The 24,444-nt window shown below is 51.2% G+C and carries 22 protein-coding genes; 18 read left to right on the top strand and 4 right to left on the bottom strand.

Annotation, left to right across the window (positions count from 1 at the left end; translation table 11 throughout):
• Positions 1-2: 2 nt before the first annotated feature.
• The 15 genes from H6624_05635 (at position 3) to H6624_05565 (ending at position 15,252) form a co-directional block, all read left to right on the top strand.
• Complete coding sequence (locus H6624_05635) at positions 3-1,340, top strand: hypothetical protein (protein ID MCB9083802.1); 1,338 nt, start codon at positions 3-5, stop codon at positions 1,338-1,340.
• A 172-nt stretch (positions 1,341-1,512) separates the two neighbouring features.
• On the top strand, positions 1,513-1,797 hold the full coding sequence (locus H6624_05630; protein MCB9083801.1) for a YfhL family 4Fe-4S dicluster ferredoxin: 285 nt from the start codon (positions 1,513-1,515) through the stop codon (positions 1,795-1,797).
• Between the two features lie 127 nt (positions 1,798-1,924).
• Positions 1,925-2,275, top strand: coding sequence for an NADH-quinone oxidoreductase subunit A (ndhC, locus tag H6624_05625; protein MCB9083800.1), 351 nt, complete (start codon positions 1,925-1,927; stop codon positions 2,273-2,275).
• On the top strand, positions 2,266-2,898 hold the full coding sequence (locus tag H6624_05620; protein ID MCB9083799.1) for an NADH-quinone oxidoreductase subunit B: 633 nt from the start codon (positions 2,266-2,268) through the stop codon (positions 2,896-2,898). The genes ndhC and H6624_05620 overlap by 10 nt, the downstream gene beginning before the upstream one ends.
• Before the next feature lie 2 nt (positions 2,899-2,900).
• The gene (locus H6624_05615; protein ID MCB9083798.1) at positions 2,901-3,365 is read left to right on the top strand and encodes an NADH-quinone oxidoreductase subunit C; all 465 of its coding nucleotides are present in this window, start codon (positions 2,901-2,903) and stop codon (positions 3,363-3,365) included.
• Positions 3,362-4,522 (top strand): NADH-quinone oxidoreductase subunit D, encoded by a 1,161-nt coding sequence (locus tag H6624_05610; protein MCB9083797.1) that lies wholly within the window; start codon positions 3,362-3,364, stop codon positions 4,520-4,522. The genes H6624_05615 and H6624_05610 overlap by 4 nt, the downstream gene beginning before the upstream one ends.
• Before the next feature lie 12 nt (positions 4,523-4,534).
• Positions 4,535-5,617 carry an NADH-quinone oxidoreductase subunit NuoH gene (gene nuoH, locus H6624_05605; GenBank protein MCB9083796.1) on the top strand — a complete coding sequence of 361 codons (1,083 nt, stop codon included), beginning with the start codon at positions 4,535-4,537 and terminating at the stop codon, positions 5,615-5,617.
• Positions 5,586-6,302 carry a 4Fe-4S binding protein gene (locus tag H6624_05600; GenBank protein ID MCB9083795.1) on the top strand — a complete coding sequence of 239 codons (717 nt, stop codon included), beginning with the start codon at positions 5,586-5,588 and terminating at the stop codon, positions 6,300-6,302. The genes nuoH and H6624_05600 overlap by 32 nt, the downstream gene beginning before the upstream one ends.
• Positions 6,299-6,832 (top strand): NADH-quinone oxidoreductase subunit J, encoded by a 534-nt coding sequence (locus H6624_05595; GenBank protein MCB9083794.1) that lies wholly within the window; start codon positions 6,299-6,301, stop codon positions 6,830-6,832. Before H6624_05600 ends, H6624_05595 begins: the two co-directional genes overlap by 4 nt.
• A complete protein-coding gene (gene nuoK / locus H6624_05590; GenBank protein ID MCB9083793.1) occupies positions 6,832-7,161 on the top strand; it encodes an NADH-quinone oxidoreductase subunit NuoK in 330 nt (109 codons plus the stop codon). The genes H6624_05595 and nuoK overlap by 1 nt, the downstream gene beginning before the upstream one ends.
• A 4-nt stretch (positions 7,162-7,165) precedes the next feature.
• Positions 7,166-9,148 carry an NADH-quinone oxidoreductase subunit L gene (gene nuoL / locus H6624_05585; protein ID MCB9083792.1) on the top strand — a complete coding sequence of 661 codons (1,983 nt, stop codon included), beginning with the start codon at positions 7,166-7,168 and terminating at the stop codon, positions 9,146-9,148.
• A 10-nt stretch (positions 9,149-9,158) separates the two neighbouring features.
• A complete protein-coding gene (locus H6624_05580; GenBank protein ID MCB9083791.1) occupies positions 9,159-10,703 on the top strand; it encodes an NADH-quinone oxidoreductase subunit M in 1,545 nt (514 codons plus the stop codon).
• Positions 10,704-10,718: 15 nt separating this feature from the next.
• A complete protein-coding gene (locus H6624_05575; protein MCB9083790.1) occupies positions 10,719-12,107 on the top strand; it encodes an NADH-quinone oxidoreductase subunit N in 1,389 nt (462 codons plus the stop codon).
• A gap of 362 nt (positions 12,108-12,469) precedes the next feature.
• Positions 12,470-14,011, top strand: a complete 1,542-nt coding sequence (locus tag H6624_05570) for a hypothetical protein (protein ID MCB9083789.1) — start codon at positions 12,470-12,472, stop codon at positions 14,009-14,011.
• A 464-nt stretch (positions 14,012-14,475) separates the two neighbouring features.
• Positions 14,476-15,252: a uracil phosphoribosyltransferase gene (locus tag H6624_05565; protein MCB9083788.1), complete on the top strand. Its 777-nt coding sequence runs from the start codon at positions 14,476-14,478 to the stop codon at positions 15,250-15,252.
• A gap of 15 nt (positions 15,253-15,267) precedes the next feature.
• Here the strand turns inward: H6624_05565 and H6624_05560 are convergent, their stop codons facing one another.
• Both H6624_05560 and H6624_05555 read right to left on the bottom strand, forming a co-directional pair.
• Complete coding sequence (locus H6624_05560) at positions 15,268-15,708, bottom strand: helix-turn-helix domain-containing protein (protein ID MCB9083787.1); 441 nt, start codon at positions 15,706-15,708, stop codon at positions 15,268-15,270.
• A gap of 3 nt (positions 15,709-15,711) precedes the next feature.
• The gene (locus H6624_05555; protein MCB9083786.1) at positions 15,712-15,924 is read right to left on the bottom strand and encodes a type II toxin-antitoxin system HigB family toxin; all 213 of its coding nucleotides are present in this window, start codon (positions 15,922-15,924) and stop codon (positions 15,712-15,714) included.
• Between the two features lie 690 nt (positions 15,925-16,614).
• On the opposite strand from H6624_05555, the gene H6624_05550 reads away from it, so the two are divergent.
• Positions 16,615-20,397: a hypothetical protein gene (locus H6624_05550; GenBank protein ID MCB9083785.1), complete on the top strand. Its 3,783-nt coding sequence runs from the start codon at positions 16,615-16,617 to the stop codon at positions 20,395-20,397.
• Between the two features lie 287 nt (positions 20,398-20,684).
• Positions 20,685-21,248 (top strand): hypothetical protein, encoded by a 564-nt coding sequence (locus H6624_05545; GenBank protein MCB9083784.1) that lies wholly within the window; start codon positions 20,685-20,687, stop codon positions 21,246-21,248.
• A 31-nt stretch (positions 21,249-21,279) separates the two neighbouring features.
• Here the strand turns inward: H6624_05545 and H6624_05540 are convergent, their stop codons facing one another.
• Both H6624_05540 and H6624_05535 read right to left on the bottom strand, forming a co-directional pair.
• On the bottom strand, positions 21,280-22,089 hold the full coding sequence (locus H6624_05540; protein ID MCB9083783.1) for a TIGR02147 family protein: 810 nt from the start codon (positions 22,087-22,089) through the stop codon (positions 21,280-21,282).
• A 606-nt stretch (positions 22,090-22,695) separates the two neighbouring features.
• Positions 22,696-23,850 carry an acyl-CoA dehydrogenase gene (locus H6624_05535; protein MCB9083782.1) on the bottom strand — a complete coding sequence of 385 codons (1,155 nt, stop codon included), beginning with the start codon at positions 23,848-23,850 and terminating at the stop codon, positions 22,696-22,698.
• A gap of 117 nt (positions 23,851-23,967) precedes the next feature.
• Between H6624_05535 and H6624_05530 the strand changes: the two genes are divergently transcribed.
• On the top strand, positions 23,968-24,354 hold the full coding sequence (locus tag H6624_05530; GenBank protein MCB9083781.1) for a cobalamin B12-binding domain-containing protein: 387 nt from the start codon (positions 23,968-23,970) through the stop codon (positions 24,352-24,354).
• Positions 24,355-24,444 lie beyond the last annotated feature (90 nt).

The raw sequence follows: 24,444 nt of genomic DNA, 5'->3' as shown, positions 1-24,444 counted from the left end.
TGATGTTTCAAGGACTTTCTCTCGATCAGGCACCACCCCTATCGGTGCCCCTGCGCTTTTTTCTGACCGCACCTATCATGGCCGGTCTTGCCGGCCTGCTTTTGGTTTTAGCTCCCGAGGGTGTCTTAGTGACCCGATGGTCTCCTCAATGGCTGGCGGTGACTCATCTGTTTGCCTTAGGCTTTGCCGCCATGATCATGATGGGGGCACTTTTTCAAATGTTACCCGTGGTGATCGGTGCCCCGGTGGTGAAGCCCCAGCTCTTTGGTGGGTGGATCCACTTAGCGATGACCGCAGGGACCTTGGCACTGTCTGCCGGCTTCCTCAGCGGTGAATCTTGGCTATTGGGTGCTGGAGGACTTTTTCTTTTAATGGCAGTGGCGACCTTTGTGACTATTACGCTTGAATGTTTTTACCGCTCTCGATCTGCCTATGAAACATCAGTGGCCATGCGCTGGGCCGTGGTGTCTTTCGCCATCACGGCTCTCTTTGGGTTTCTCCTCGTCGGTGGCCACGCCACATGGTGGTCTTTGCTTCGTCCCTGGCTGACCCGTCTTCACGTTACATGGGGATTTACGGGCTGGATTTTTCTATTGATCGTGGGTGTGAGCTACCAGGTGATTCCCATGTTTTATGTGGCGGCACCATACCCGAAGTGGATCAAAAAATATTTGTCTCATGTGGTGTTTCTCCTGCTGGTGCTTGTCTCCGCTGTCATTTGGTGGGGCGTCCGGGCGAACTCATCTTTTGACGCCTCAGTTGTGGATAGCGGTGGACTGGCGACCATTGGTCTGGGTGGGGTGGCCTACGCACTGGTGACGGCAAAGACCATATTCGAGCGCAAGCGCAAAATTTCAGATCCCACTCTTTGGTTTTGGTATTTATACTTGGGGTTTTTGGCCCTCATTGGTCTGAGTCTCGTGGCTCTGCTCTTTGTCCCGCGCCTGTGGGAACACTTCCCGCAAATGGAGTTGGTGTTTGGACTGTCGGTTCTATTTGCGGCGGCCGGCTCGGTGATTCAGGCCATGCTCTTTAAGATTGTGCCGTTTTTGGTGTGGTTTCATTTGCAGTCGGCCACCATGTCTCATCCAAAATTGATGGGGAAGAAGATCCCCCACATGAAGCAAATCATTGGCGACGGAGTCATTCGCCGACACTTTGGCTTCCATATAGTGAGCCTTTTAGCCTTATTACTTGCGCCATGGGTTCATGAGAGTCTTTTTCAATTAGCAGGGGTTTTGGTGATGGTCCAAAGTCTCCACCTGGTTTATTGGCTCGGGAGAAGCTATCGTCTGGAGCGTAAAACCCGCTCCCAGTGGGCCATTGAGAGCACCTCCTGAAACCATCTTCAGTTGAAGCGCTGCTTCAATCACCCCGGTGGGCTAACCCCGGATTTTGGTCCTAAAGAAGTGCTTGGTCCTCAAGTCATCTGCTGCATAGAATAACTTTTGATTCGGCTATCAAAATGCTGTTAGAAAAGTCAAAACTTACACCTATTTCGAGGAGTTAGCAGTGGCTCTCAAGATTACAGATGAATGCACCAGTTGCAGTGCCTGTGAACCAGAATGCCCAAACGGGGCGATTACCGAGGGTGATGGGATCTATATCATTGATCCTAACCTTTGCACCGAGTGTGTGGGTTTCCACGATACTATGCAGTGTGCGGATGTTTGCCCTGTGGATTGCTGTGTTTCGGATGAAAATCACCCTGAGTCGAACGATGATTTGATTTCAAAAGTAAAGAAGATCCATCCTGACCAGGATTTTGGTGACGCTCCTCCCTCTCATCATAATTAATTGGGTGAAGTCACGAAGCTAGATGCCTTGTTTGGTCTTCGAATCATGAGTTCGAAGACCTGATTTTTTACGTCTCTTGTTTTGGCCCATTAGCACTCTCGTTGCGAAGACGAGTAGGAATCACCGAGTGGAATACATCCTCATTTTTTTGTTCCTGATCCTTTCCGCCTTGTTTGTGACGGGCGGATTGGTTGCGTCTCGTCTGATCGCTCCCCATAAGCCGGGTCGGGTGAAGAACCGCCCTTACGAGTGTGGAGTCAAAAACGTGGGGACGGCCTGGGTGCAATTCAATGTGGCCTATTACCTGATTGCCTTATTGTTTTTGATTTTTGATGTGGAAGCCGCTTTTTTGTTCCCATGGGCGGTGGCCTTTCGCTCAGCGGGTTGGATCGGACTTCTTGAAGTGGGCATCTTTATCGGTGTCCTGGGTGTTGGCTTGATCTATGCCTGGAAGAAAGGGGCCTTGGAATGGGTCTAACCGGGCAGAGCTCTTATGTGCTGACCTCCATGGATCGGATGATGAATTGGGCCAGGGCCAACAGCCTTTGGCCTCTGGCATTTGGTACCAGCTGTTGTGCCATTGAAATGATGATGTCCTCCATGGCCTCACGTCACGATTTGGCGCGCTTCGGGGCAGAGGTCGTGAGACCCACTCCGCGCCAGGCCGACCTTTTAATTTTAGCCGGCACCATTGTTAAGCGTATGGCAAAACCCTTGCGCGTACTCTATGAGCAAATGCCCGAGCCTCGTTATGTGATTGCCACTGGTGCTTGCACCATTTCAGGCGGCCCTTTTACTTACAACTCCTACACCACTGTGCGCGGAGCCGATGAAGTTATTCCGGTGGATGTGTTTGTGCCCGGATGTCCTCCAAGGCCTGAGTCTTTGATCTATGGACTTTTGACCCTGCAAAAAATGATTAAGACTGGTGAGGCCATGGGCCAACCCTATAAGCGCAAGCGCCCGGTGACGGCGGCTCTCCCTCCGGGGATCACCCAGGAACAGCTGCAAAAAGAAATTGCTGAATTCCTCGACGCTCACTCAATCATCGATGTGGAGGCTGCGGCCAACAATCAGCGATGGGAAAAGGAGCGGTACTAGAAATGACGAATGAAGTCCTGTGGGAAAAACTGCAAAAGCTGGAGTCGGAGGTGGTGCAACTTCCTGACTGTAGCCCTATGGCTGTACAGATTCCGGCAGGAAAGCTTTTGCCCTTTCTTGAGCACCTGAAGGTGACTGAGGGACTGAAGTTCGTTCAGCTCTTGGATCACACGGCCATCGATTGGCCGGAAGAAAACGAATTTGAGTTGGTCTATCAGCTTTATTCATTAGCTCAGGATTGTTTCTTAGCGGTTCACAGCCGTATTCCACGCAACGAACCCTATGCTCCCACCATGAGTCGGCTGTGGGCCATTGCCGAGTGGCAGGAGCGGGAAGTCTACGATTTGTTCGGCGTCCTCTATGAAGGTCATCCGGATTTGCGACGTTTGTTTTTGGAAGACGACTGGGTGGGGTTTCCCCTGCGCAAAGACTATAAAGACGACTTTATGTTGGAGCTTCCCAAATGAGTGTGGAGATCAAAACCCTTGATGGCATTTTGAATCCTCCTGATTCTCCTGATAGTCCGCTGTCGACCCAGGAGTATTTTGTCAACATGGGTCCCCAGCATCCCGCCACGCACGGGGTTTTGCGTCTGGCTTTGCGTATGGATGGAGAAACCATCCGCGAAGTGATTCCAGTACTTGGCTACATTCATCGCAGTATCGAGAAAATGGCGGAGCACCTTCACGGGCGGCAAATTGTGCATTTGACTGACCGTATGGACTATCTGAGTGCCTTGGCCAACAATTGGGCTGTGTCCCGTGCTGTGGAGCAGGCCATGGGGGTTGAGACCAACCCGCGCATTGAAACCATTCGCACCTTGATTTGTGAACTACAGAGAATCCAAAGCCACCAGTTGTGGTGGGGTGTTTTGGGCATGGACTTGGGAGCTGTAACTTCTTTCTTTTACGGTTTTCGCGACCGGGAAGAGATCACCGATATTATTGAAGAGACCACTGGGGCCCGTCTGACCATGAACTACATCCAGCCAGGTGGCTTGATGTTTGACCTTCATCCCAACTTTGTTCCACGGGTGAAGGAGTTTATTAAGTACTTCCGGCCCAAGCTGGACGAGTATGAAACCTTGCTCAGTGAGAACGTCATTTTGCAGGAGCGTTTGCGCAATGTGGGACGCCTTTCGGCTGAAGAGGCGATCGCCTTTGGGGCAACCGGCCCTGTGCTCCGCGCCAGTGGGGTGCCTCTGGATTTGCGCAAGCAACATCCTTACGGTGTTTACGACCAGGTGGAGTTTTCCATTCCGGTGGGTACAGTGGGGGATTGTTGGGACCGCTACTGGATTCGCATTGAGGAAATGCGCCAGTCCTTAGGCATTATTGAACAGCTCATAGATAATATCCCTGACGGCAAATACATGGAGATGAAGCCCGCGGCCAAGCTCAAGCTGCCTAAGGGGTCTTTTTATTCCCAGATTGAAACCGCTCGGGGAACTCTCGGTGTGTTTTTACAGGGAACAGGGGAAGACATTCCCCATCGCTGTCACTTCCGCAGCCCTAACTTTAACAATCTTTGGAGTGTGACGCGAACGGCGGTCGGCGGGAAGCTGGCCGATTTGGTGTCGGTGGTATCAACTTTGGATTTGGTGATCCCCGACGTGGATCGTTAAGAGAGAATTTGAATGGACGCATGGCAGGTCACAACAATTGCAGCCCGAGCCCAAGAGGCCTTTGCCGGTGAAAACTGGTTGATGGCCGGTGCATATTTGGCGGGAGCCATGGGTGGGACCGTGGCGGCTGTGTCCCTCATGGGTTTGATTCTGATTTATGCCGAACGCAAAGTGGCCGCTCACTTTCAATGTCGCCTGGGACCCATGCGCGTGGGCTGGCACGGCATTCTTCAGCCGATTGCCGATGGCATTAAGCTCTTTATCAAAGAAGACATCATACCGGCCGAAGCAGATCGCTTGCTTTACTTCCTAGCGCCATTCTTTTGCATCATGGGAACTTTTTTGGCCATTTTGGTTTTGCCGGCTTCGCCTTTTGTGCAACTGATTGACCTCAACGTGGGCGTGATCTTTTTGGCCGCCGTCAGTGGCTTTGGTGTCTTTGGCGTGCTTTTGGGCGGCTGGAGTTCCAATAACAAATGGTCGATGCTTGGAGCGATGAGAGCCGGGGCGCAAATGGTGTCCTATGAGATCTCTCTAACGCTTTCGCTTTTGGTGGTGGTGTTGTTTTCGGGATCACTTAAAATGAGTGAGATTGTCGCCAGTCAGGCCCAGGGCTGGTGGATTTGGCGGGCCCACGGAGTGGGACTGATTGCCTTCATGGTTTTTGTCATTGCCTCCGTGGCGGAACTTAACCGAGCCCCCTTTGATCTTTCCGAAGGGGAGAGTGAGCTGACCGGCGGCTTTCATACGGAGTACTCAGGTCTGCGCTTTGCCCTGTTCTTCCTGGCTGAATTTATCAATATGTTTTTGGCTTCGGCATTCGCCGCCACCTTTTTCTTAGGTGGTTGGATGCCCTTTCATATTGGCGATTGGGCGGCCTTTAATGGAGTGATGGACGTCATCCCTCCTGCGGTTTGGTTTTTGGCCAAGACCTCTTTTTTGGTTTTTGTGATTATGTGGTTCCGCTGGACTTTTCCCCGCTTGCGGGTGGATCAGCTGATGGCTTTGGAATGGAAAGTTTTGTTGCCTGTCAGTTTGGTGAATCTGTTTGTGGGAGCTGTGGTTGTGCTATCGGGATTTTATTTCTTTAGTTAAAGGTGTTGTTAGAGTGGCCTTGTTTGATCGACATGGTGGAAAAAAGAGTGAGCTGACCATCGGCGGAAAGTCGGTGAAGGTCATTCATGCGCCGAGACCGCAGCGCACCAGCCGCGGCAGTACAGCCTTTGGGGCTTTGCGCTCCCTGTGGAACGGCATGAAGGTCACCTGGCGCTACTTCTCGCATCCTTCGACCTGGGTGACCCGCCAGTATCCGGAAAACCGCCAGACTTTGAAGTTGCCTGAGCGCTTCCGCGCCCAGTTGCGACTCAAGTACGACGAAAACGGTGAGCACAACTGCACGGGCTGTAAAATCTGTGATGTCCAATGCCCCAATGCTTCCATCAAAGTCATCGATATGCGGGGAGAATCCGGAAAGAAGGAAATCGACCGCTTTATTTGGCGCATGGACATTTGCACCTTTTGCAACATCTGCGTGATGGTCTGCCCCTTTGATGCCCTGGAAATGGCCAACGACTTTGAAGCCTCTGTGTACGACAAAAAACTTCTGACCTATCAGCTCAACCGCTATGCCGGTCCGACCAAGAAGTTCTTCGATAAGATGGAAAACAAAGAGGACAAGCCCAAGATGATGTTCCCCCGGGTCCCCTATGAGGGCCCGACGCCCTTGGGCCGCGATGTGTTTGGTGATGTTCCAAGTCCAGAAGGAGAGCAGCCCACATGACAACAGCGGTGAGTTCTCTGTTCTTTTATCTTCTCGCCTTTACGGCCTTGTTTTTTGCCTGGCGGGTGGTGGCCTCGGCGCGGATTTTTCGGGCTGCAGTTGCCCTGATGGCCGTACTGGGTGCGACGGCTGGGTTTTATCTCTTATTGGGAGCTGAGTTTTTGGCCGGTATTCAATTGTTGGTGTATGTGGGCGGCATCGTCGTCCTTATTGTCTTTGTGGTGATGCTCACTGGATCATTAGGGCAAATGGAGGACTCCACAAGTTTTGCTCGCAAGGCAGTGGCGGCCCTTGGGGCCTTGAACTTTTTTATCCCTGTGGCTGGTGTGTTTTACTTTTCCGATTTGCCGCTGATTAATGTCGAACAGGCGGAACTCCCTGGAGCCAATACCCTGGGCGAGTTGTTCTTGAGTACGGGGGGCGAAGGCTATGTTTCAGCCTTTGAGTTGATTTCGATACTGCTTTTGGCGGCCCTGATTGGTGGCCTGGTCGTTGCCCGCAAGGTGGAGCCCAAGGAGGAAGGTCTATGATGGAGCTTCTCGTTTCCGTTGCGCCGACCTTTAAGCATTGGTTGATTCTATCAGCCGCTCTTTTTGCGATTGGTCTTTACGGAGTTTTGGCGCGCAAGAATGCCATTAGTATTTTGATGTCGATCGAGTTGATGCTCAACTCAGCGGTTTTTAATCTGGTGGTGTTTAATCGCTATGTGGCACCCGAGGGAGCAGACGGGCAGGTGCTGGCTATTTTTGTTATTGCCGTTGCCGCTGCTGAAGTGGTGGTCGGTATGGCGATCTTTGTGACCTTGTTTGGTCGGCGTAAGACTTTGGACGTCACCCGCGTGGCAAGCTTAAAGGATTGATCAGGTGGAAGAAAGTTGGAAACTCTTATCGGAAATCAGTTGGCTCATCCCGGCCCTGCCTTTTTTGGGTTTTCTGCTCGTCGGCCTGGGTCGTAAATGGCTCGGCGACACTCTCTCCGGATGGACGGCCACTCTTTTAGTGATGGGCTCGGCCACATTGGCCATCCTCACAGCTTGGCAGTACTTTGCTTTTTTTGGCACAGGTGGCGACAAGGGACCAGCCATTGTTGCTTGGTCCTTACCCTGGATGTCCTATCAGGAGTTACTGACGGTCTCAGCTGGAGTCTTGCTTGATCCCTTAAGTCTGATGCTTATGGTGGTGGTGACCACGGTGAGTTCCTTGGTTCACCTGTATTCTATTGGCTACATGAAAGGTGAAGAGGGCTTTAGTCGCTATTTTGCCATTCTCAATCTCTTCACCTTTTCCATGCTCGGTTTGGTGTTGGCCCCGAATCTCTTGCAGATGTTTGTGTTTTGGGAGTTGGTGGGGGCCAGTTCTTTTTTCCTCATTGGTTTTTATTTCAGCAAACCCTCAGCGGTCTCGGCTTCTAAGAAGGCTTTTATTGTCACTCGCTTTGCTGACCTTGGCTTTATGTTGGGGATCTTGTTTTTAGCCTACTACGGGTTTCTCCACTTTCAGGATCTGGACGCCCTCGGCGGAGGCAGCTTTAGCGCTGCAGGGCTACAAGTTCTGGATTTTGAGTATTTGACCTCGGCCGCTGTGGTCAACCGTATGATGGAAATTGGCGGAGGCTCCATTCTGACAGTGGCCCTTATTCTTCTCTTCATGGGTGCGGCCGGAAAAAGCGCCATGTTCCCTCTGCATATTTGGCTCCCTGATGCCATGGAAGGTCCCACTCCTGTTTCCGCATTGATTCACGCGGCGACCATGGTGGTGGCCGGTGTCTATTTGGTGGCGCGGATGTTCCCTTTGTTCGTTGGTTCGCCTGTGGCTCTCGAATTGGTGATGGTGGTCGGCGCCTTCACTTGCCTGTTTGCTGCCGTGATTGCCTGTACCCAGGACGACATCAAACGGATCTTGGCTTTTTCGACTTTGAGCCAATTGGGTTACATGATGCTATCTTTGGGAGTGGCTTCGCCTTCCTTTCCTCTGGGCTATACGGCTTCGGCCTTTCATCTTTTCACCCACGCCTTTTTTAAGGCCCTACTGTTTTTGGGTGCAGGCTCCGTGATCCATGCGGTTCACAGCAACAATATTTGGGACATGGGTGGCCTGGTCAAAAAAATGCCTTTCACCCATTTGTTTGTTCTCATTGCCACCTTGGCCATTGCGGGCGTGCCGCCCTTGGCGGGATTTTATTCAAAGGATGAGATCTTGTTGGCAGCACTCACCAGTGGGCACACCTGGGTCTTCGGGGTGGCCCTGCTGGTGGCAGCCCTCACGGCTTTTTATATGTTCCGTCTTTATTGGGTGACCTTTTGGCGCAAGCCCGCCACCCACGGGGCCGAACACGCCCATGAAAGCTCCTGGCACATGGTTTTACCCATGGGGATTTTAGCTGTGCTGTCGGTGGTGGCGGGTTGGGTCCATTTTGGTGATTACATCCATGCGGGATTTCAGTTCTCGGTGGATCACGATTGGCGGGTGCCGGTGATTGCCAGTGGTGCGGCGGCGATTGGCATTGGCTGGTCGTCCGTGATGTATCTTGGAGCCAAGGTGAAGGCCAAAGGGGTGGCCGAGGCCCTTGGAGTTTTCTATTTGTTGGTGAAACGCAAATTTATGATTGATGAGATTTATTTGTTCGTCACCCACAAGATCATTTTCAAGTTTATTGCCACTCCCGTGGCCTGGTTTGACCGCCAGGTGGTGGATGGAGCCATGAACTTGAGCGCCTGGCTTACGCGGGCGGCGGGTCTTGGTCTTAAGCAACTTCAGACCGGTCAGGTGCAAACCTACGGGCTGTGGTTCGTGATGGGGGGGATGTTGGTGATTTTGTCCATTTGGATGACCTTTAGTCCTTATTAGTAGGGTGTAAATGGGATTGTTAAGTGTTTTAGTTTTTCTCCCTCTGCTCACTGCCTTCGCAGTGATCATGGTGCCCGAGCAAAAGTGGCAGCGCATTCGCTGGATCTGTTTGGCATCAACGGGAATTCATTTGGTCCTAACGGCTGTCATGACCTGGGAGTTTTGGCAGGAGGCCAGCCGTAATCTTGAAGCGGGCAAGGACAGTCTTTTGACTCAGCTCTACTTGGTGGAGAAGTTCGCTTGGTTTGAGCGCTTTGGGATTGATTACTACCTAGGCGTCGACGGCATGTCGGTAGCGATGATGATTCTGACCTCAATCATTATTTTCACCGGGGTTCTGGCCAGCTGGGAAGTGAAAAACCGCACTAAAGAGTTCTTTGCTCTTCTATTTGTGTTGGTGACCGGCGTCTTTGGTGTCTTTGTGAGTTTTGATTTGTTTCTGTTTTTTGTTTTCTACGAAGTGGCAGTTCTCCCCATGTATTTGTTGATCGGGGTGTGGGGGACAGGGCCCAAAGAGTATTCGGCCATGAAGCTCACTTTGATGCTGATGGTGGGATCGGCCTTGATTTTGGGTGGTCTTTTGGCCGTCTATCACTACTCAGGCATTGGCACTTTTGATTTGATTCAGCTCTCCCAAGTGGAGTTCCCCAAAGAGATGCAGCAGTGGGTGTTCCCTCTGTTCTTTTTGGGCTTTGGTGTTTTAGGGGCACTCTTTCCCTTCCACACCTGGTCACCCGATGGTCATGCTTCGGCACCAACCGCGGTGTCCATGCTTCACGCAGGTGTCTTGATGAAGCTCGGCGGCTATGGAATTTTGAGAGTGGGGGTCTACCTACTTCCCGAAGGCGCCATTCAATGGGCCCTGTTTTTTATGATTCTGACCACCATCAATGTGATCTATGGGGCTTTTGGTGCCATTAGGCAAAAAGACCTTAAGTACTTCACCGCTTATTCGTCTGTGAGCCACTGTGGTTTCGTTTTGTTCGGCATTTGTGCTCTCAATATGATGGGCATGAAGGGCGCGGTCTTACAGATGTTTAGTCACGGCATTATGACCGGATTGTTCTTTGCTTTGATCGGCATGGTCTATGGACGCACTCACACCCGCATTTTGCCTGAAATGGGTGGATTGGCAAAAGTCATGCCCTGGCTAGCCGTGTGTTTTTACATTGCTGGTTTGGCCTCTTTGGGGCTTCCGGGCTTTAGCGGATTTGTGGCTGAAAGCCATGTCTTTCTTGGCGGATTTTTTGGCAATCAGTGGTACTCGGCCAACATCACCCGGGTCTTGACGGTGATTGCCACCATGTCGATTGTGGTCACAGCGGTCTATGTATTGCGAGGTCTCGCCCAGGTGTTTCAGGGGCCTCTGACGAATCAAGAATTTGAGAAGTTGTCTGACGCCCGTTGGTTTGAAAAGTTCAGCACGGGGACTCTGGTTTTGGCCCTGGCTGTTGTGGGCATTGTCCCCTGGTTTTTGGTGCAAATGGTAGAGACCTCCATTTATCCCCTTTTGAATCGATTGGTTCAGGCGGGATCAATGATGGGATTAAATTAAGAACGGATTTGAATTATGGCCATGTTGCCTGAAATCACACTTTTGGTTCTCGCCTTCGTCATTTTGTTGACGGATCTCTTTGTGCCCTTGGCGACAATGAGAAAGTGGGCCCCTCTGGGAGCCATGCTTGGTTTGGCTGTGAGCTTAGTTTTATTGTTTGCTCTGCCCACCGAGTCCTCTTTGTTTGGCGGCCGCTTTGTCATGGATGAGGTGACCTGGTGGTTTAAGTTGGTGTTTTTGGTTTCCGGTTTTCTGGTGGTGGGTTTTTCCGCCGATCTCATGTCGGGAAAGCACATTCGGAAGGACCAACTGCTGGAATCGCCCTCTGAATTTCTAGTTGTGCTCCTCTTCACTCTGACTGGGATGCTCTATCTGGTGTCCAGTCGGGACATGGTCACCATGTACGTCAGCCTTGAGCTGGCCACCATTCCTTTGTTTGTCTTGGCCGCTTGGAGAAAGCGGGACGAGCTGTCCGAAGAGGCGGGCATGAAGTACCTCATTTCAGGTGCCTTGGCTTCGGCTTTCATGATCTACGGTCTTGGTTTGATCTATGGTGTGACCGGTGTCATGGAACTCAATCAACTCAGTGGCGATTTGGCCACTCACCCCATGATCTGGGTGGGCTTGGCGCTGGTCACGGCTGGAGTCGGCTTCAAAGTGACTCTTGTGCCTTTTCATATGTGGGCCGCTGATGTCTACCAAGGCGCACCGACTTTAGTAACAGCCTTTTTGAGTGTGGCCTCCAAGGCCGCCGGGGTGGCTGTGCTCTTTCATTTGTATTTCAGAGTCTTTGTTGAGCTTCTTCCGGATTGGTCCCCCATGTTGGCGGTGGTGGCCTTAATCACCATGAGTTTGGGAAACCTGGTGGCTATCGTCCAAGAGAATATCAAACGCTTTATGGCTTTTAGTAGTGTCTCTCAAGCCGGTTATATCCTGATGGGATTTCTTGGGCCCACCCAAGAGGGTGTTCAGGCTATTTTGTTTTACTTGTTGGTCTATGCGGTTTCTAACCTGGCCGTGTTTGGCGTGATTATTTTGTTTTCTTCCACCACAGGTAAGGAAAACATTGGCGATTTCCGCGGCTTTTCCCGCACCCATCCTCTGTTGGCTTTGATCATGATGTTGGCTCTGTTTAGCCTGGCGGGCATTCCGCCCCTCTCGGGATTTACGGGGAAGTTCTTTCTCTTTAGTGCTGCCGCCAAGGCCGGTTACTATTGGTTAGTGGTTGCAGCCGCAGTGAACTCCACCATTTCTTTGTATTACTATCTGCGCATCGTGCGCCAGATGTACATTGAACCTGTGGACGGCGTCGGCGACAAAGTCACTATGACCTGGGTCCCCCGCTTCGCCCTCGGCCTTTCTATCCTGGCCACCATTTTATTGGGCGTCATACCCGTGATATAGGGGCGCCTGGGCGCTGAAGTTCTTTTGCGAGGCCGCCCTCTTCCGATCGATTTGATCTGAAAACTGACCTATCTGATTGTTGATCCGCAGAATCCTTTTCCTGTTAATTCGGTCACTCAGCCTCCCACCATGCGCGACGGTGGAGGATTCGGATTGACGGGAATGGCTCGGCAATCGGACCGATCCCCAGGCAAAGGCGAGGCACAGTTCTGCAGATCAGCAGTTAATTAGTCGGCTTGTGCGGGTTCGGTCTCTAAAAAGACCACAGACGACTGTCGGCCCGCGACTGTCGGTATCTCAGAACGGGGCACGGGATCATAAATGATGCCTATTTGGCGCAGGAGGGGTGAATAGTTGAGGGAGTGGCTGTTTTTATTGATGGATTTGTGTGGCAGACTTACGGGATGGCAGACAATTCTCCAAAGGGTCCGATTCATAGCGAAGCGAAGAATGAGGAAAGCGACAAGGGCTTTACCACGGGACAAAAGCTGGTCTTTTTGTTGGAGGCCATCCTCCTTGTTGGGGTTTGGTGGCTAATGGATTGGAAGGGTGGCGTTGTGGGAGGAAGGCCTCTAGGGAAACCAACTGAAATTGGCGGATTAATGTTTGCTGCCGAAGACCGTCGATCTTATGGCGATTCAGTTTACACGATATCATCTACAGAGAATCACGAGTACTTGGGAATAAACTGGGCTTCTGGCACGGAATTCATGATCATAGGGGATGCAATATCATCGATCAATTCTAGCGGGCCCGTTGAAGCCTTTGGGGTCCATTGGCCGAATGAGAGTCGATTCGGTGTCGGTGATAAACGATTGAGATCGGTGACTGTTGGCTGGGGCTTCAACCTCAATATGGTTGAAATTCTCAGTGGAGCCTTGTTTTTGGTAGATGAGGATGAAACTTTATCGGGAGGGGATTGTCGTTATCCTATGGAGGAGACTGAAAGTGCTGATCAATCATTTACCTGCACGATTGAAAACGGTGAAGTTCGCACTGTAACGACAAAGAACTATTTGAAATTTCAGGGAGCCTTCCTAGGCCCAGGGTCTCAACTTTTACTCGGTGAAAAAGGAAAAATCGAGAGAGTTCGGTTGACCCAGAACCACCTAATTGAGGGTCAAAATCGAGTGGCTGGAGATGTTTTTGATGTGAAGCTAGGGAACTTCCATTTCTCTCACAATTCCCCCGAATCTCGATTGGGCCGTTGGAAAGGCGAAAATGAGGAGGCTCAAATTCAGGCCCATCGAGAGTACCTCGGTGATGCCAAGTACCTGGGGGTGAATCCGGAAGTTACCAATTGGCGAGAAAATCTGTTTCTACTACAGGCAGATTTGATGTGGGATGGTGTTAAACTGGCCCGAGGAACAAAGGTCAGTATCTGTGGATCTTCCTGTGTTGAGGTGACGGCCGAGTTTCCAGATGGATTTACCTATAGAGGTAAAACACTTGGGGGTCCCGCGAGCGTTTTTTTCAAAAATAAACAGGTGGAGCGCATCCACTACACTTTGGCAGAGAACGAAGAGTTAAAGGGAGTTCACTGGCCGAAAGGGACTCAAATAACGACCTTCGCCAAATTGACTCCTATCGAAGCGAGTTTTGTTGATGAGGTGGAGTTCGAACATGGGACGCGAGGTTCTTCTGGGATCTACAATTTCAGAAATCGGAAATTGAAGAGGTTGGTCGTGTCGGGTGATTCCACCTCTCTCGGAGGGATCTTGTGGAAAGCGGAGTCAGTGATTTTGTTTGATGACAGAGGGCGGCTTTCTATTGTCTTTACCCGTTCAGGGCAGAGTTTGGAAGGTGAAGCTCTGGTGGGTGAGCGAATCATCGAATTCGGCAAAGACCAAAAGCCCAAAAAAATCCATGTCCTTTCGGAACTGAGAGGATACCCAATTCTGTGATCTAAATGTTCCCGGTTAAAACTTGAAACGCGAAGTGACAACGGAGCTGCTCTAACGCCGCTCCGTTGTCACTTCGCGTTTCAAGTTTTAACCGGGAACATTTAGATAGAATAGGCGATCAGGCCGCTGATGAGGATGATCAGGCCGAAGATCAGAATGTACTCGAATTGGGCCATGAGGTATTGGGCCAGGGGGCTGGTGGAGAATTGATTCTGTTTTCGCGGAATCATGAGTTCTCTTTTCTTGCCCCTAAACTCCCATATTAGAGGTGAGGGGCCGGGAATTCCATATTGAGATGGATTCTGTGTCATATTGAGACGAGAAGAGCCCCCTAGGCCGGTTAGAGGTGGGAGGAAGGCCGGTTCAGGGGTCAAAAACCTGGAGGGAGAGGGCCAAAAACCTTACCCGCTGAGGCATTAGCTGTTATCTTGGGCGGGATTTTGGGAACCAAAAAAGGGGGAGTGATGGAACTCAAGCACCATTACGGCAAACAGATTCATATTCTGGACAGCGATTATCTGACCACTCTGTTGTGGAGACTTTGTTCACCCGAGACCCATCAGCCCCTAGTCAATCAACTGGTCGAAGTCCTTTACTCAGGAATTGTGAAGCGAGTGATGGACAAAGAGTTTCCACAAATGGCCATTGAGGCTCCGACCCGAATGACGGCTCTTCACCCGGGCAAGGTCTATACCGGTAGTGTGTTGGATCAAAATCAATCGGCGGTAGTGGTCAATCTGGCCAGAGCCGGCACTCTTCCCAGTTACGTTTGTTATCAAACTCTCAATTTTTTGCTCAACCCTCAGGGCGTACGCCAGGATCACATCATGGCGGCACGCAAGACCGACGCCTCAGGCGCCGTTATCGGAACTGATTTTGGTGCCAGCAAGATTGGCGGACCAGTTGATAAAAGTGTTGTGTTGTTTCCCGATCCCATGGGCGCCACCGGCGGGACGATTGTCTCCGCACTCGATTATTACAAATCCACCGTCGAAGGAAAGGCTGCCAAGTACGTGGCCCTTCATTTGATCGTCACTCCCGAGTACCTGAAGCGAGTGACCGAAAGCCATCCTGATCTCATCGTCTACGCCATTCGCCTGGATCGGGGACTCAGCTCCGACGAAGTCCTGCGCACCGAACTCGGCGCCCGCTGGGACGAAGAGCGTGGCCTCGACGATCATCATTATATCGTCCCCGGCGGCGGCGGCCTGGGCGAAATCATGAACAACTCATTTGTGTGAATTGGGCCTTTGGGATCAGATGTCCAGAAATAAGGTGGGGGAGACGGAAAAGCGTTTGGCCAGCTTTTTGGCCGCTTCGATAGTGATCTTTCTTTTGCCGTTTAGCACTTCAGACACAATGCTTTGGGAGCCAAAGTCAGCTGCCAGATCATTCTGTTTGAGACCAAAATCAGCCATAAAAGATGCCAGTATTGTCGCTGAATCCTTTTTGCCACTTGTGTAGAGGTTTTTTTCATAGGCTTCGACGAGATTGGCCGTGTGCTTAATGGTATCAGAGATGATCTTTTTGGCCTGCTTTGAGGTCACTTGATCCTTAGCCTCATAGAAGCTTTCAAGGGACTCTAAATGAGCCTGATACTCCTTACTGGAGCTAATTTCCGACAAAGGAGCAGAAGCTTTGCAGCTATAGGCCAATTCCAAATCGGGATCTTCCAGGATCTTCTTTAAATTGAGCATCTTCTAGGACCTCCAGCTGTATTCTTCATGAGTAAGGATCTCGACGACGGTGAGAATTCCTTCCTCAAATCTGACTCTGGCAATAAGTCTGAAGTTGTTGCCGGCGATATCAAAGATGAACTCATTGCCCCTAATATCGACTGAGTTAAAGGTCTTTCTGACGTCAGAAAACTTCTTCCAGTCGGCTGCTTCACACTTTTGAAGCCAAATATCCAAGGAAGGTCGACTTCTGGCGTGTTTTCTCTTGAACCTGTCAATGACCTGCCGCCCGAGGATAATCATAAGAGAGTATATCGCAAAATGCGATATTTCTCAACAGGTAAGTATCATTGTTTTCGAGGTTGTGGACAGATTATAAGTGATTCTCAGTAGTTGCCCCTTGGGGGCTGGGGTAGAGGTGTTCCGCTCAATCGGTCAGGTACTGGATCCCTTTGATTTTGATCCGCGAAACCGACGGACACCATTAACCGTGAAGACGGTCCGAGTGCCGAGCCATTCCCGGAAATCCGAATCCTCTGCCGTCGCGCATGGGCGTATCCGAAGGGCGGCAGCTAGCTGACGCGCTCCGTTCGGCTGAGCCTATTCCCTTCGGTCACTCAGCCTCCTGCGCCTGCGGCCGAAAGGCGCGTGAGGATTTGCGGAGAATGGTCGACAGAGGACCGACGACAACTTGAATGGATTTTGGGGATCAAAAAACTAAGGAGGCCATTCCGACTTGCTCCCAGTATTGAAAAGGAACGCAAAGCGGCACCTGAAGATCTACAGCGATGATCGGTTGTCGCCTTGCGTTTCAAGTTTTAACCGGGAACAGTTCTTGTCAAACGGGTACGCAAGTTGCAGTGTGCACCTCATCGAGGGAACTAGGTGTCAGTTTGATACCTAAAAAATCACATGAGGGGTGGGGATATGAGTCGCAAGTCTCTTGTTGCGTACGTTTCTGTTTGTTCAATGCTGATCGGATCAGCTTCGGTGTCATTTGGCGCCGGCGGAATTCCGGATCATATAGATGTGCGCAAGTACCGGGCGGAATATGAGACTGCTAAACAGGACTCAGATCAAAAGCGCTCCGTCGCCTCTTCTCATCGCCATCGGGCCGAAGACCTGGATCGGGAGATCAGCCAAATCAACTCCCAGATTCAGGATAATCAATCCAAGATTGCCTCTAATCATCGGGAAATCAATGAGCTGGAAGCCGGCATTCCGCGCATGGAGAGTCAAATCTCCCAACGCCGCCGTGAGGTCGGTGAGTTTGAAAGTGCCATCCGCCAAAACGAGTACCGGATTCAGGATTTGCAGAATCAGATATTCCCCATGCAGCGTGAAATCCGTCAGTACGAGGACCAGCGCCGTCAGCTTCGACAACAGTTGGACAACATTAATAACCGCCTGGCAGAAGTGCAAAGGCAGATGAAGGAAGCCAAGAAGGCCAAGGAAAACGCTGCACAAAAGCTCAGCCAGCTGCAAAACCGCCAAGCTGAAATCAACAACCAAATTTCTGAAGTCGACCGCAAGATTCCAGCCCTCAGCCAGGAGCTTCAGGAAAAAAACCAACAGCTTTCTCAGGTCGAGCAGAGGATTGGCAACATTGAACAAAGAATCCCACGACTGCAAAACCGCGTGCAGGCTCTGCAGCAGGAAGTGAACCAACTTAAGAGGCAGGTGGAACAGGCCCAAGGCCAGGTCAACCAGGCCCAGAAAAAGGCCGATCAAGCCCGCGGAGCTCTGCAAAGCGCCAATCAGAAGCTTCAGCAACTCCAGTCTCAGGTAGAAAAACTCAAATCCCAGATTCAGCAAAACCGTCAGCAAATTCAAAACCTCAAAGCCCAACTTCAAGGGATTGATCAAAAAATCTCCCAAGCCCAAAACCAAAAGCAGGCGGCTCAGGCCAAGATCCCCGGTCTGCAAAATCAGGTTCAAGGTTTAACCTCTCAGATTCAGTCTCTCAAAGGGGAGATGGAGAATCTCACCAGGCAGATCCAGGAAAAGAACGCCAAAATCGAGGAGCTGCGTAAGAAAAGCCCAGTGCCCAAAGAGCAAATTGAAAGGCTCAGGGCTCAGATTCAAGAGCACCGTCGAGACAGAGACGCAAAAAAGAATCAGATTGCCCAGTTGCAGAATCAGCGCAAAGGTCTTCAGGATCAGATCCAGCAGGCCAAAAGTGATGTGCAAAAGCTCCAGCAACAGATTCAAAATCTCCAGGCGCAAAAACAGAACATTCCTGGACAGATCCAGCAGCTCCAATCTCAGGTGCAACAAGCACAAAGCCAAATGCAGAACGGCCAAGGACAAATTCCGGGTGTGAAACAACAAAGGGATCAAGCTCAGCAGCAGCTTCAACAGGCCCAAGGAGAACTCAATCAGGCTCAACAACAACTTCAGACGGCTCGCCAGGCCATGCAGGCGAAAAAGCCAGAATTGGATAAGCTCCAATCAGAATTACAGACCGCCCAAAGCAACTTGGCGCAGGCTCGTGAGCGCAGGCAAAACCTTCAGCAGAGAATCGCCGCCATCAACAATCAGCTGCCGAATCTGCGTCAGCGAAGGAACCAACTTGCTCAGGAACTTCAGCAAGTCCAAAATCAGATCCCGCAAATGCAACAGCGCCTAGCTGAAGCACAAAGAGTTCTGGAAGATGTCAGAAGCCGCCAGCAAAAGATTTCCGAACGCCACGAGAAGGTCAGACGGGAATTGGCTGAAGTCGATCGCTACATCGATCAGCTTCAGGCGCGCATAGACCGGCTGCAGTGGGAGATCTCTAGCCTCAATGATGAAAACCGTCGTCACTTGGATCAGATCTCTCGCCTTAATCAGGATATTGCCAGTCTAGAAGACAACATCCGCTACAGCCGCGAACAGATTGTATACCTGCATAACGAAAACGCCGCTCTACAAAACAATATCAACAGCCAACAGTCTCGCGTCGCCCAGCTGGAAGTGGAGTCCCGTCAGACCTGGGGTGATTACCAGTCAGCAGATCAGATCGCTCGGGCGGCAGAGCAGGTGACTGAAGCCAAGTACGCCAAGTACCTGGAAGTCAAAGCCACCTACGATGGTCTTCTCGCCCAAGCTCAGGCCGAAGGACGCCAACAGGGAGAGAGCCAAGGCCAGGCCGAAGGACTGCGCCAGGGTGAAATCGATGGCAAGGCCAGTGGAACCTCTCAAGGCTCACTTGATGGCGAAAGAGAAGGTCTCTTGGCCGGATTTAATCGGGGCAAAGTGGCCGGCGAAGCTAAAGGGAAAGAAGACGGCTACCAGCATGGTTTGAATCTTCCTGAGAACTATCAACAAGGTTTTGATTTGGGTTCAGAGCAAGGCAAAAAAGACGCCTATGCCGAAGCTCATCTGGTTGATTTCCCCAAAGGCCGCAAAGCCAAACGGGATGAAATGATGGCCGTATTGCCTTCGCAGCTGGTTGACCTGGACAACACCACAGGGCTTCCTTTGTTTATTCCTCACAATGTCCTGCCCATGGCAATGGTCAGCCGACAGCCAGCCATGATGCTCAATGAAGTGGCACCGGCCTTTATGAGCATGGCTGCCAATGAAAACATTGAGATGGTAACCGTGGATCTCATTAATGAGCCCAGCTTGCTCGTGCCCATTCACGCCGCGGCTCTTCAGCCCAATTGCCAACAGGGTTACATTGATTTTGAGAACGCTTGTAAAGAGGCTTACCACCAGGCCTTTGAGTCTTCCTATAAGTCGGCCTATGCCGGGTCATTTGAATCTGCATCTAAGGCAGCCTATGAGTTGGCCTATGCCCAAGCCTTTAAGGCCCACGAGAATGTGCGTTACCAGGAAGGCTATGACCAAGGTTACGCTCAGGCCTATGCCAAGTGGGATGCCATTGGTGCAGGAGAAGCTCAGAAGAAGGGCTACACCGATGGCCAGGCGGCTGGATTTGCCCAGCACATTGCCACCGCTCGTGCCCATGAGTTTTCCCAAGGCCAATTGGCGGAGCAGGAGTTCTTCCAAACCAATCCGGTCATGGAACTTCTGGATGCAAGCATCAAGAACGTCACCCCAGATCGTCTCAGCGACGACATTGTGGCCGGAAGTATTTTGAGCTTAACAGTTAAGATGGCCAACTTCGGTCATAAAGAGTCCGGTAAAGGTGGAGTCAAAGTGCGGGTGACACCTTTGACTTCCAACATAGCCGTCGACAACGGGGTGATTGATCTGGTTTCTATGCCCGGTGAGAGCATCGCCCAGGTTCATAAAGTGGCCGTGGCCAAGATTTCTGAAAACGCCACCGGTGCCGAGCCCGTTCGACTGCAAGTGACCACCTACTTGCCCTCAGGAGAAGTTCAGGAAAAGATCCTGGAGTTTGAAACCAGTCTTTTGGTCTTCACCGAAATCGACTTCGGTTGGACTTCGACTTCGCCCTATATCGGGGACGAAGAAGAGGTGAACGTAAAGGTGAAGAACACCTCCAAGTTTGATGCCTCTCGCGAATTCAAAGTGGTGCTCAAGGCCGAAGGCTATAGCCCCGCTCAGATTCGCATTGATAAGCCCGAAGACACCATCAAGGCTCTTAAGTCCGGTGATAAGGACAAGGCCACCTTGAAGTACACGGTTTTGGATAAGGGGCTTAAGGGCAAGAAAGTGAAGTTGAAGGTGATTGTTTACCATGGGGGGACGATTTCATCGACGGCGACTCTCGAAGTTGAACCCTGGAAGTTCTTCTAACGGGGGGGGATGGTGAAAAGGGCCCGTCTGCAGCGTTAGTCGGGCTCTCTCTCGCTCCAACATACAAGTGAGTATGCCTTCACTCGTGAGAGCCCTCCCGCCTTGCATCCGCACCCTTTTGACCATCCCCCGAGTAGGGGAGTGTTGGGTGAAAAGGGCCCGGCTGGGCTAGTCTGATATCGGATATCTGATATCCGATATCAGATATCCGAGTTTGGTTGGGCCTTGTTGCCTGCGCTAGGGGTTTTGTGCCAGAATTGAGTTCAAATCACCTCGGAGTGACGTGAATGAAGATTTTGGTGGTCGGTGGGACTCAGGATTTTGGTAAGGGGCTGACCGAGTTTTTTGGTGATGAGGCCTACGGCATTGGCCGCACCAATGGCTATGATATTTCAAATCCAACCGACGTTAAACGGATTGTGGCTCTGTCCCGAGACTACCAAGTGGTTGTGGTTGTGGCTTTTTGTGACGATCACCAGGCAGAGCTGGTGGAAAAGCTGGCCGTTGACTGGCTGGAGAGAAACCACGATGGGTATTTGATTTGCTTGGGATCGACAGCCGTTTACCATGTTAAGTATCACCGCGCCCCTTCGATGTGGAGTTACCTGCGAGCCAAGGAAGGGTTGCGCCTTTTGGGCGAGTACATTTCTCATCAAACGAGAAAAGACGAAGTCAAAATGCGATTCACCAATATCCAGGTGGGCAATTTGGATAATGAGAAGTCGCGCAAGAGCAAACCACATTTTAAACGGGGAATTCAGCCATCCGAACTAGGTCAAGTCATCCATAACTTAGTCCACAGCCCACCTCATTTATGTGTCCATGAGATGGTGTTGGACATCAAGCAATGATAAGTGCCCTTAAGGGCTTCTGGGACACTCCTCAAAAACTCAGTGGGTAAAGATCAAGGGACATAAAGACAAGGTCCTCGCTGCGGGATTCAGAGATCTCATTGCGGAAGCGGGCGAGAATTTCCACAATTTCAGATTTCAACTTGCGATAGGTCTTGGCATCCATGGCGTGAATACCTGAGTAGTGGGTGCCATCCAAGGGGCTGGAGAGAATCTTGTTAATCGTACGGTGGCGCCAGTTGACGTGAACAAAGGGGGCAACTGGTGATTCCTTGGGAATATGTAAATCCGCCTCCCCAGGCACCCATTCGCCCTTCACCTGTTGGGCCAAACCAAACTCCTTCAGGTCCGACAACACCTTGAGGGCCTGAGTTTCCGGAATATGGAGGAGTTGAGCCAGGGCTTCAGGCTGACGAAAGCGGGGAATGTTAATGGCAATGTGAATGGCCGGATAGGACCAGTGCCGGGAGTAGATCAGAGCCCCACGGTCATCCAATTTCACCGGCTTGCGGTTGAGCCGCATGGAAACCTGGTTGTGCTTTTCTTGAAGCTTCACCAGCTGATCCATAAAGAAGTCCCGGAGCTCAACCGTCCCGGCGCGAGCATATTGCACCATCATCAGCAGGTACTGAAGCTCCACCTCGGTGAGAGCCAAATAGGCCCCCAGTTTGTGGCTGTGCTCCAGGGTTAAGTGAACGGAACCATTGAGGCATTGGGAGAGCAGAGAGTTGCTGCAGCCCATGGCCTGGCACATGCGGGACTGGAAGCCGCGCTGGCCCCGATTCGTCTTAATCACCTCACGGAGGTAATTTTTATAGTCTAAGTGGTTATAGATACTCATGTTTTTCTTTAATAATCTTAAAAAAAGTAGTTTATCTTTTAAGAAAAAATAATTGGCAAGTCAAGTCATAGCCTTTAAGGTTGGCCTTCATTAGGGAAGACCGTCTTAAGTTTTTTCGGGGTACCAAATAAGAAGGTCTGACAAAGGGTTGGTTCCGGGGACCAAAAGGAATCACTAGAAAAGTGAATAGGCATTATCGCTTTGCGGGACCAAGGTTCCGCGAGATTCCTATCTCCGTACCATCTGCAGCATTTGGACTATGATGGTGAGTTGTTGATTGCGAATGTGGCGTAAGGCTCAAATTGTTCTGCCTCACCGACGAAGGGCAATGGGTCTTGCGTTCATCCCTAATCTGCATCGTGAAACCAAAAGGTGCAGGCCGTTTGGGGCACAGTTGGGTTAGTTGCCAATGCATCAAGCGGCCTGTTTTTTTAGATCTCGCAATGTGCCTCTTAGTTTGGTAGCCATTGCCCGCCAATTCCATGATACCCCGGTAAATTGGCGGGTAGGCTACCAAATTAAGGGGCACATCCATTTTTGGGATAAGCTTTGATCCCGCCAGGGGCAAGGTCATTTCTCCCGCCCCCGTGGTATTAGGAATATTTTTTAGGAAAGCTCCATTTTAGCCACGGTCTGTAGCTGCATATTGCTGGTTCCTTCGTAGATCTGGCCAATCTTGGCGTCCCGCCAGAATTTTTCCACCGGGTACTCTTTGGTAAAGCCATTGCCACCAAAAAGGTCGATCGCCAAAGAGCAGATTTTTTCGGCCGATCTGGAAGCAAAAAGCTTGGCCATGGCGGCCTCTTTAACAAAGTTTTGACCTGCATCCTTCAGGCGAGCGGCGTTGTAGACCATCAGGCGAGAGGCTTCAAGGGCTACGCGCATTTCAGCGAGTTGAAACTGCACTCCCTGAAAACTACCAATGGCTTTGCCAAACTGCTCGCGAGATTTAATGTAATCGCGAGTGGCTTCAAAAGCCCCCTGGCCAATACCCACCATCTGGGCGCCAATGCCGATGCGGCCTTCATTGAGAGTTTCAATGGCGATTTTGTAGCCCTTGCCCACTTCACCGAGCACGTTTTCCTTGGGAACTTCACAGTTGTCAAAAGTCAGCTCGCAAGTGGAGGAGGCACGAATCCCTAGCTTGTCCTCTTTTTTACCGACGGCAAATCCAGGCATGTCGCGCTCAACGATAAAGCCGGTAATCCCTTTGTAGCCCTGAGAAGGGTCCACATTGGCAAAGACCAAAAACAAATTGGCTTCGTTAGCACTGGTGATCCACAATTTGTGGCCGTTCAAAACATACTTGTCGCCCTTGTCTTCCGCACGAAGTTTAAGGGCAAAAGCGTCGGAACCACTGGAGCTCTCGGAAAGGGCATAGGCGCCGACCCATTCACTGGCCATGCGGGGGAGGTATTTTTCTTTTTGTCCCTCATTGGCCCAACGTAAAAGTGCGTTGGTGACCAGGGTGTTTTGCACGTCGACCATCACGCTGACCGAACCATCGATGCGTCCCAATTCTTCCACTGCCAAGCAAGCCATGACAAAACTGCCGCCGGCCCCACCGTATTGCTCGGGGGTTTCAATGCCCATCAGACCCATCTCAAACAATTGCTTGATGAGGCCTGGGTCGAGCTTGGCTTCTTCGTCCATCTTTGTGACCAGGGGCTTGATTTCGCTTTCAGCAAAGCCACGGATCGCTTCGCGAAAGGCGTTTTCGTCATCAGAGTACATGGAAAGTGCGGGATGAACTTCGGACATTGAACAAGACTCCTAGTTTGAAATTCATTAGTTTAATTAGGGGATTGTGACGCTAATCGCAATGAAAAAGTGAACTGGAGCTTGAGGCCGGACGCACTCCGGTATAAACATGGGGACATGGGAAAAATCATTCGCGTTTTAATGGCAAAGCCAGGCTTGGACGGGCACGACAGGGGAGCCAAAGTGGTGGCCCGCGGTCTGCGCGATGCGGGCTTTGAGGTCATCTATACCGGTCTTCACCAAACCCCAGAAATGGTGGTTCAGGCCGCCATCCAGGAAGACGTGGACGTGGTCGGTCTGTCGATTTTAAGTGGAGCCCACCTACCCCTGGTGAAAGCGGTGATGAAGCTCTTTTCAGATGAGAAGATCGCCAAGCCCATCTTCGTCGGCGGCATCATCCCCGACGATGATGCACAGCAACTGCTCAAAGAAGGTGTCATCGGCGTCTTCGGTCCTGGTTCCCCCATCGGCGACATCGTCAAAAAGATCGAAGCCACGGTGTAGTGCCCGGACCGGGTTCCAGGTCCTATTCGTGGTCACACAGCGTCCATAAAGAGTAGAGGGTCCCCAACGAGTTGTCTCGGGTGGGGCACG

It is taken from the genome of Pseudobdellovibrionaceae bacterium, from assembly GCA_020635075.1.
Lineage (GTDB): Bacteria > Bdellovibrionota > Bdellovibrionia > Bdellovibrionales > UBA1609 > JADZEO01.
Note: the sequence above shows the minus strand (reverse complement) of the source record. Positions and strands in the feature narration are given on the sequence as shown.

Coding starts and splice junctions, on each gene's coding strand:
- H6624_05635 (MCB9083802.1), top strand. CDS start 3: ATGTTTCAAGGACTTTCTCTCGATCAGGCACCACCCCTATCGGTGCCC.
- H6624_05620 (MCB9083799.1), top strand. CDS start 2,266: ATGGGTCTAACCGGGCAGAGCTCTTATGTGCTGACCTCCATGGATCGG.
- H6624_05615 (MCB9083798.1), top strand. CDS start 2,901: ATGACGAATGAAGTCCTGTGGGAAAAACTGCAAAAGCTGGAGTCGGAG.
- H6624_05610 (MCB9083797.1), top strand. CDS start 3,362: ATGAGTGTGGAGATCAAAACCCTTGATGGCATTTTGAATCCTCCTGAT.
- nuoH (MCB9083796.1), top strand. CDS start 4,535: ATGGACGCATGGCAGGTCACAACAATTGCAGCCCGAGCCCAAGAGGCC.
- H6624_05595 (MCB9083794.1), top strand. CDS start 6,299: ATGACAACAGCGGTGAGTTCTCTGTTCTTTTATCTTCTCGCCTTTACG.
- nuoK (MCB9083793.1), top strand. CDS start 6,832: ATGGAGCTTCTCGTTTCCGTTGCGCCGACCTTTAAGCATTGGTTGATT.
- H6624_05580 (MCB9083791.1), top strand. CDS start 9,159: ATGGGATTGTTAAGTGTTTTAGTTTTTCTCCCTCTGCTCACTGCCTTC.
- H6624_05575 (MCB9083790.1), top strand. CDS start 10,719: ATGGCCATGTTGCCTGAAATCACACTTTTGGTTCTCGCCTTCGTCATT.
- H6624_05565 (MCB9083788.1), top strand. CDS start 14,476: ATGGAACTCAAGCACCATTACGGCAAACAGATTCATATTCTGGACAGC.
- H6624_05560 (MCB9083787.1), bottom strand. CDS start 15,708: ATGCTCAATTTAAAGAAGATCCTGGAAGATCCCGATTTGGAATTGGCC.
- H6624_05550 (MCB9083785.1), top strand. CDS start 16,615: ATGAGTCGCAAGTCTCTTGTTGCGTACGTTTCTGTTTGTTCAATGCTG.
- H6624_05545 (MCB9083784.1), top strand. CDS start 20,685: ATGAAGATTTTGGTGGTCGGTGGGACTCAGGATTTTGGTAAGGGGCTG.
- H6624_05540 (MCB9083783.1), bottom strand. CDS start 22,089: ATGAGTATCTATAACCACTTAGACTATAAAAATTACCTCCGTGAGGTG.
- H6624_05535 (MCB9083782.1), bottom strand. CDS start 23,850: ATGTCCGAAGTTCATCCCGCACTTTCCATGTACTCTGATGACGAAAAC.
- H6624_05530 (MCB9083781.1), top strand. CDS start 23,968: ATGGGAAAAATCATTCGCGTTTTAATGGCAAAGCCAGGCTTGGACGGG.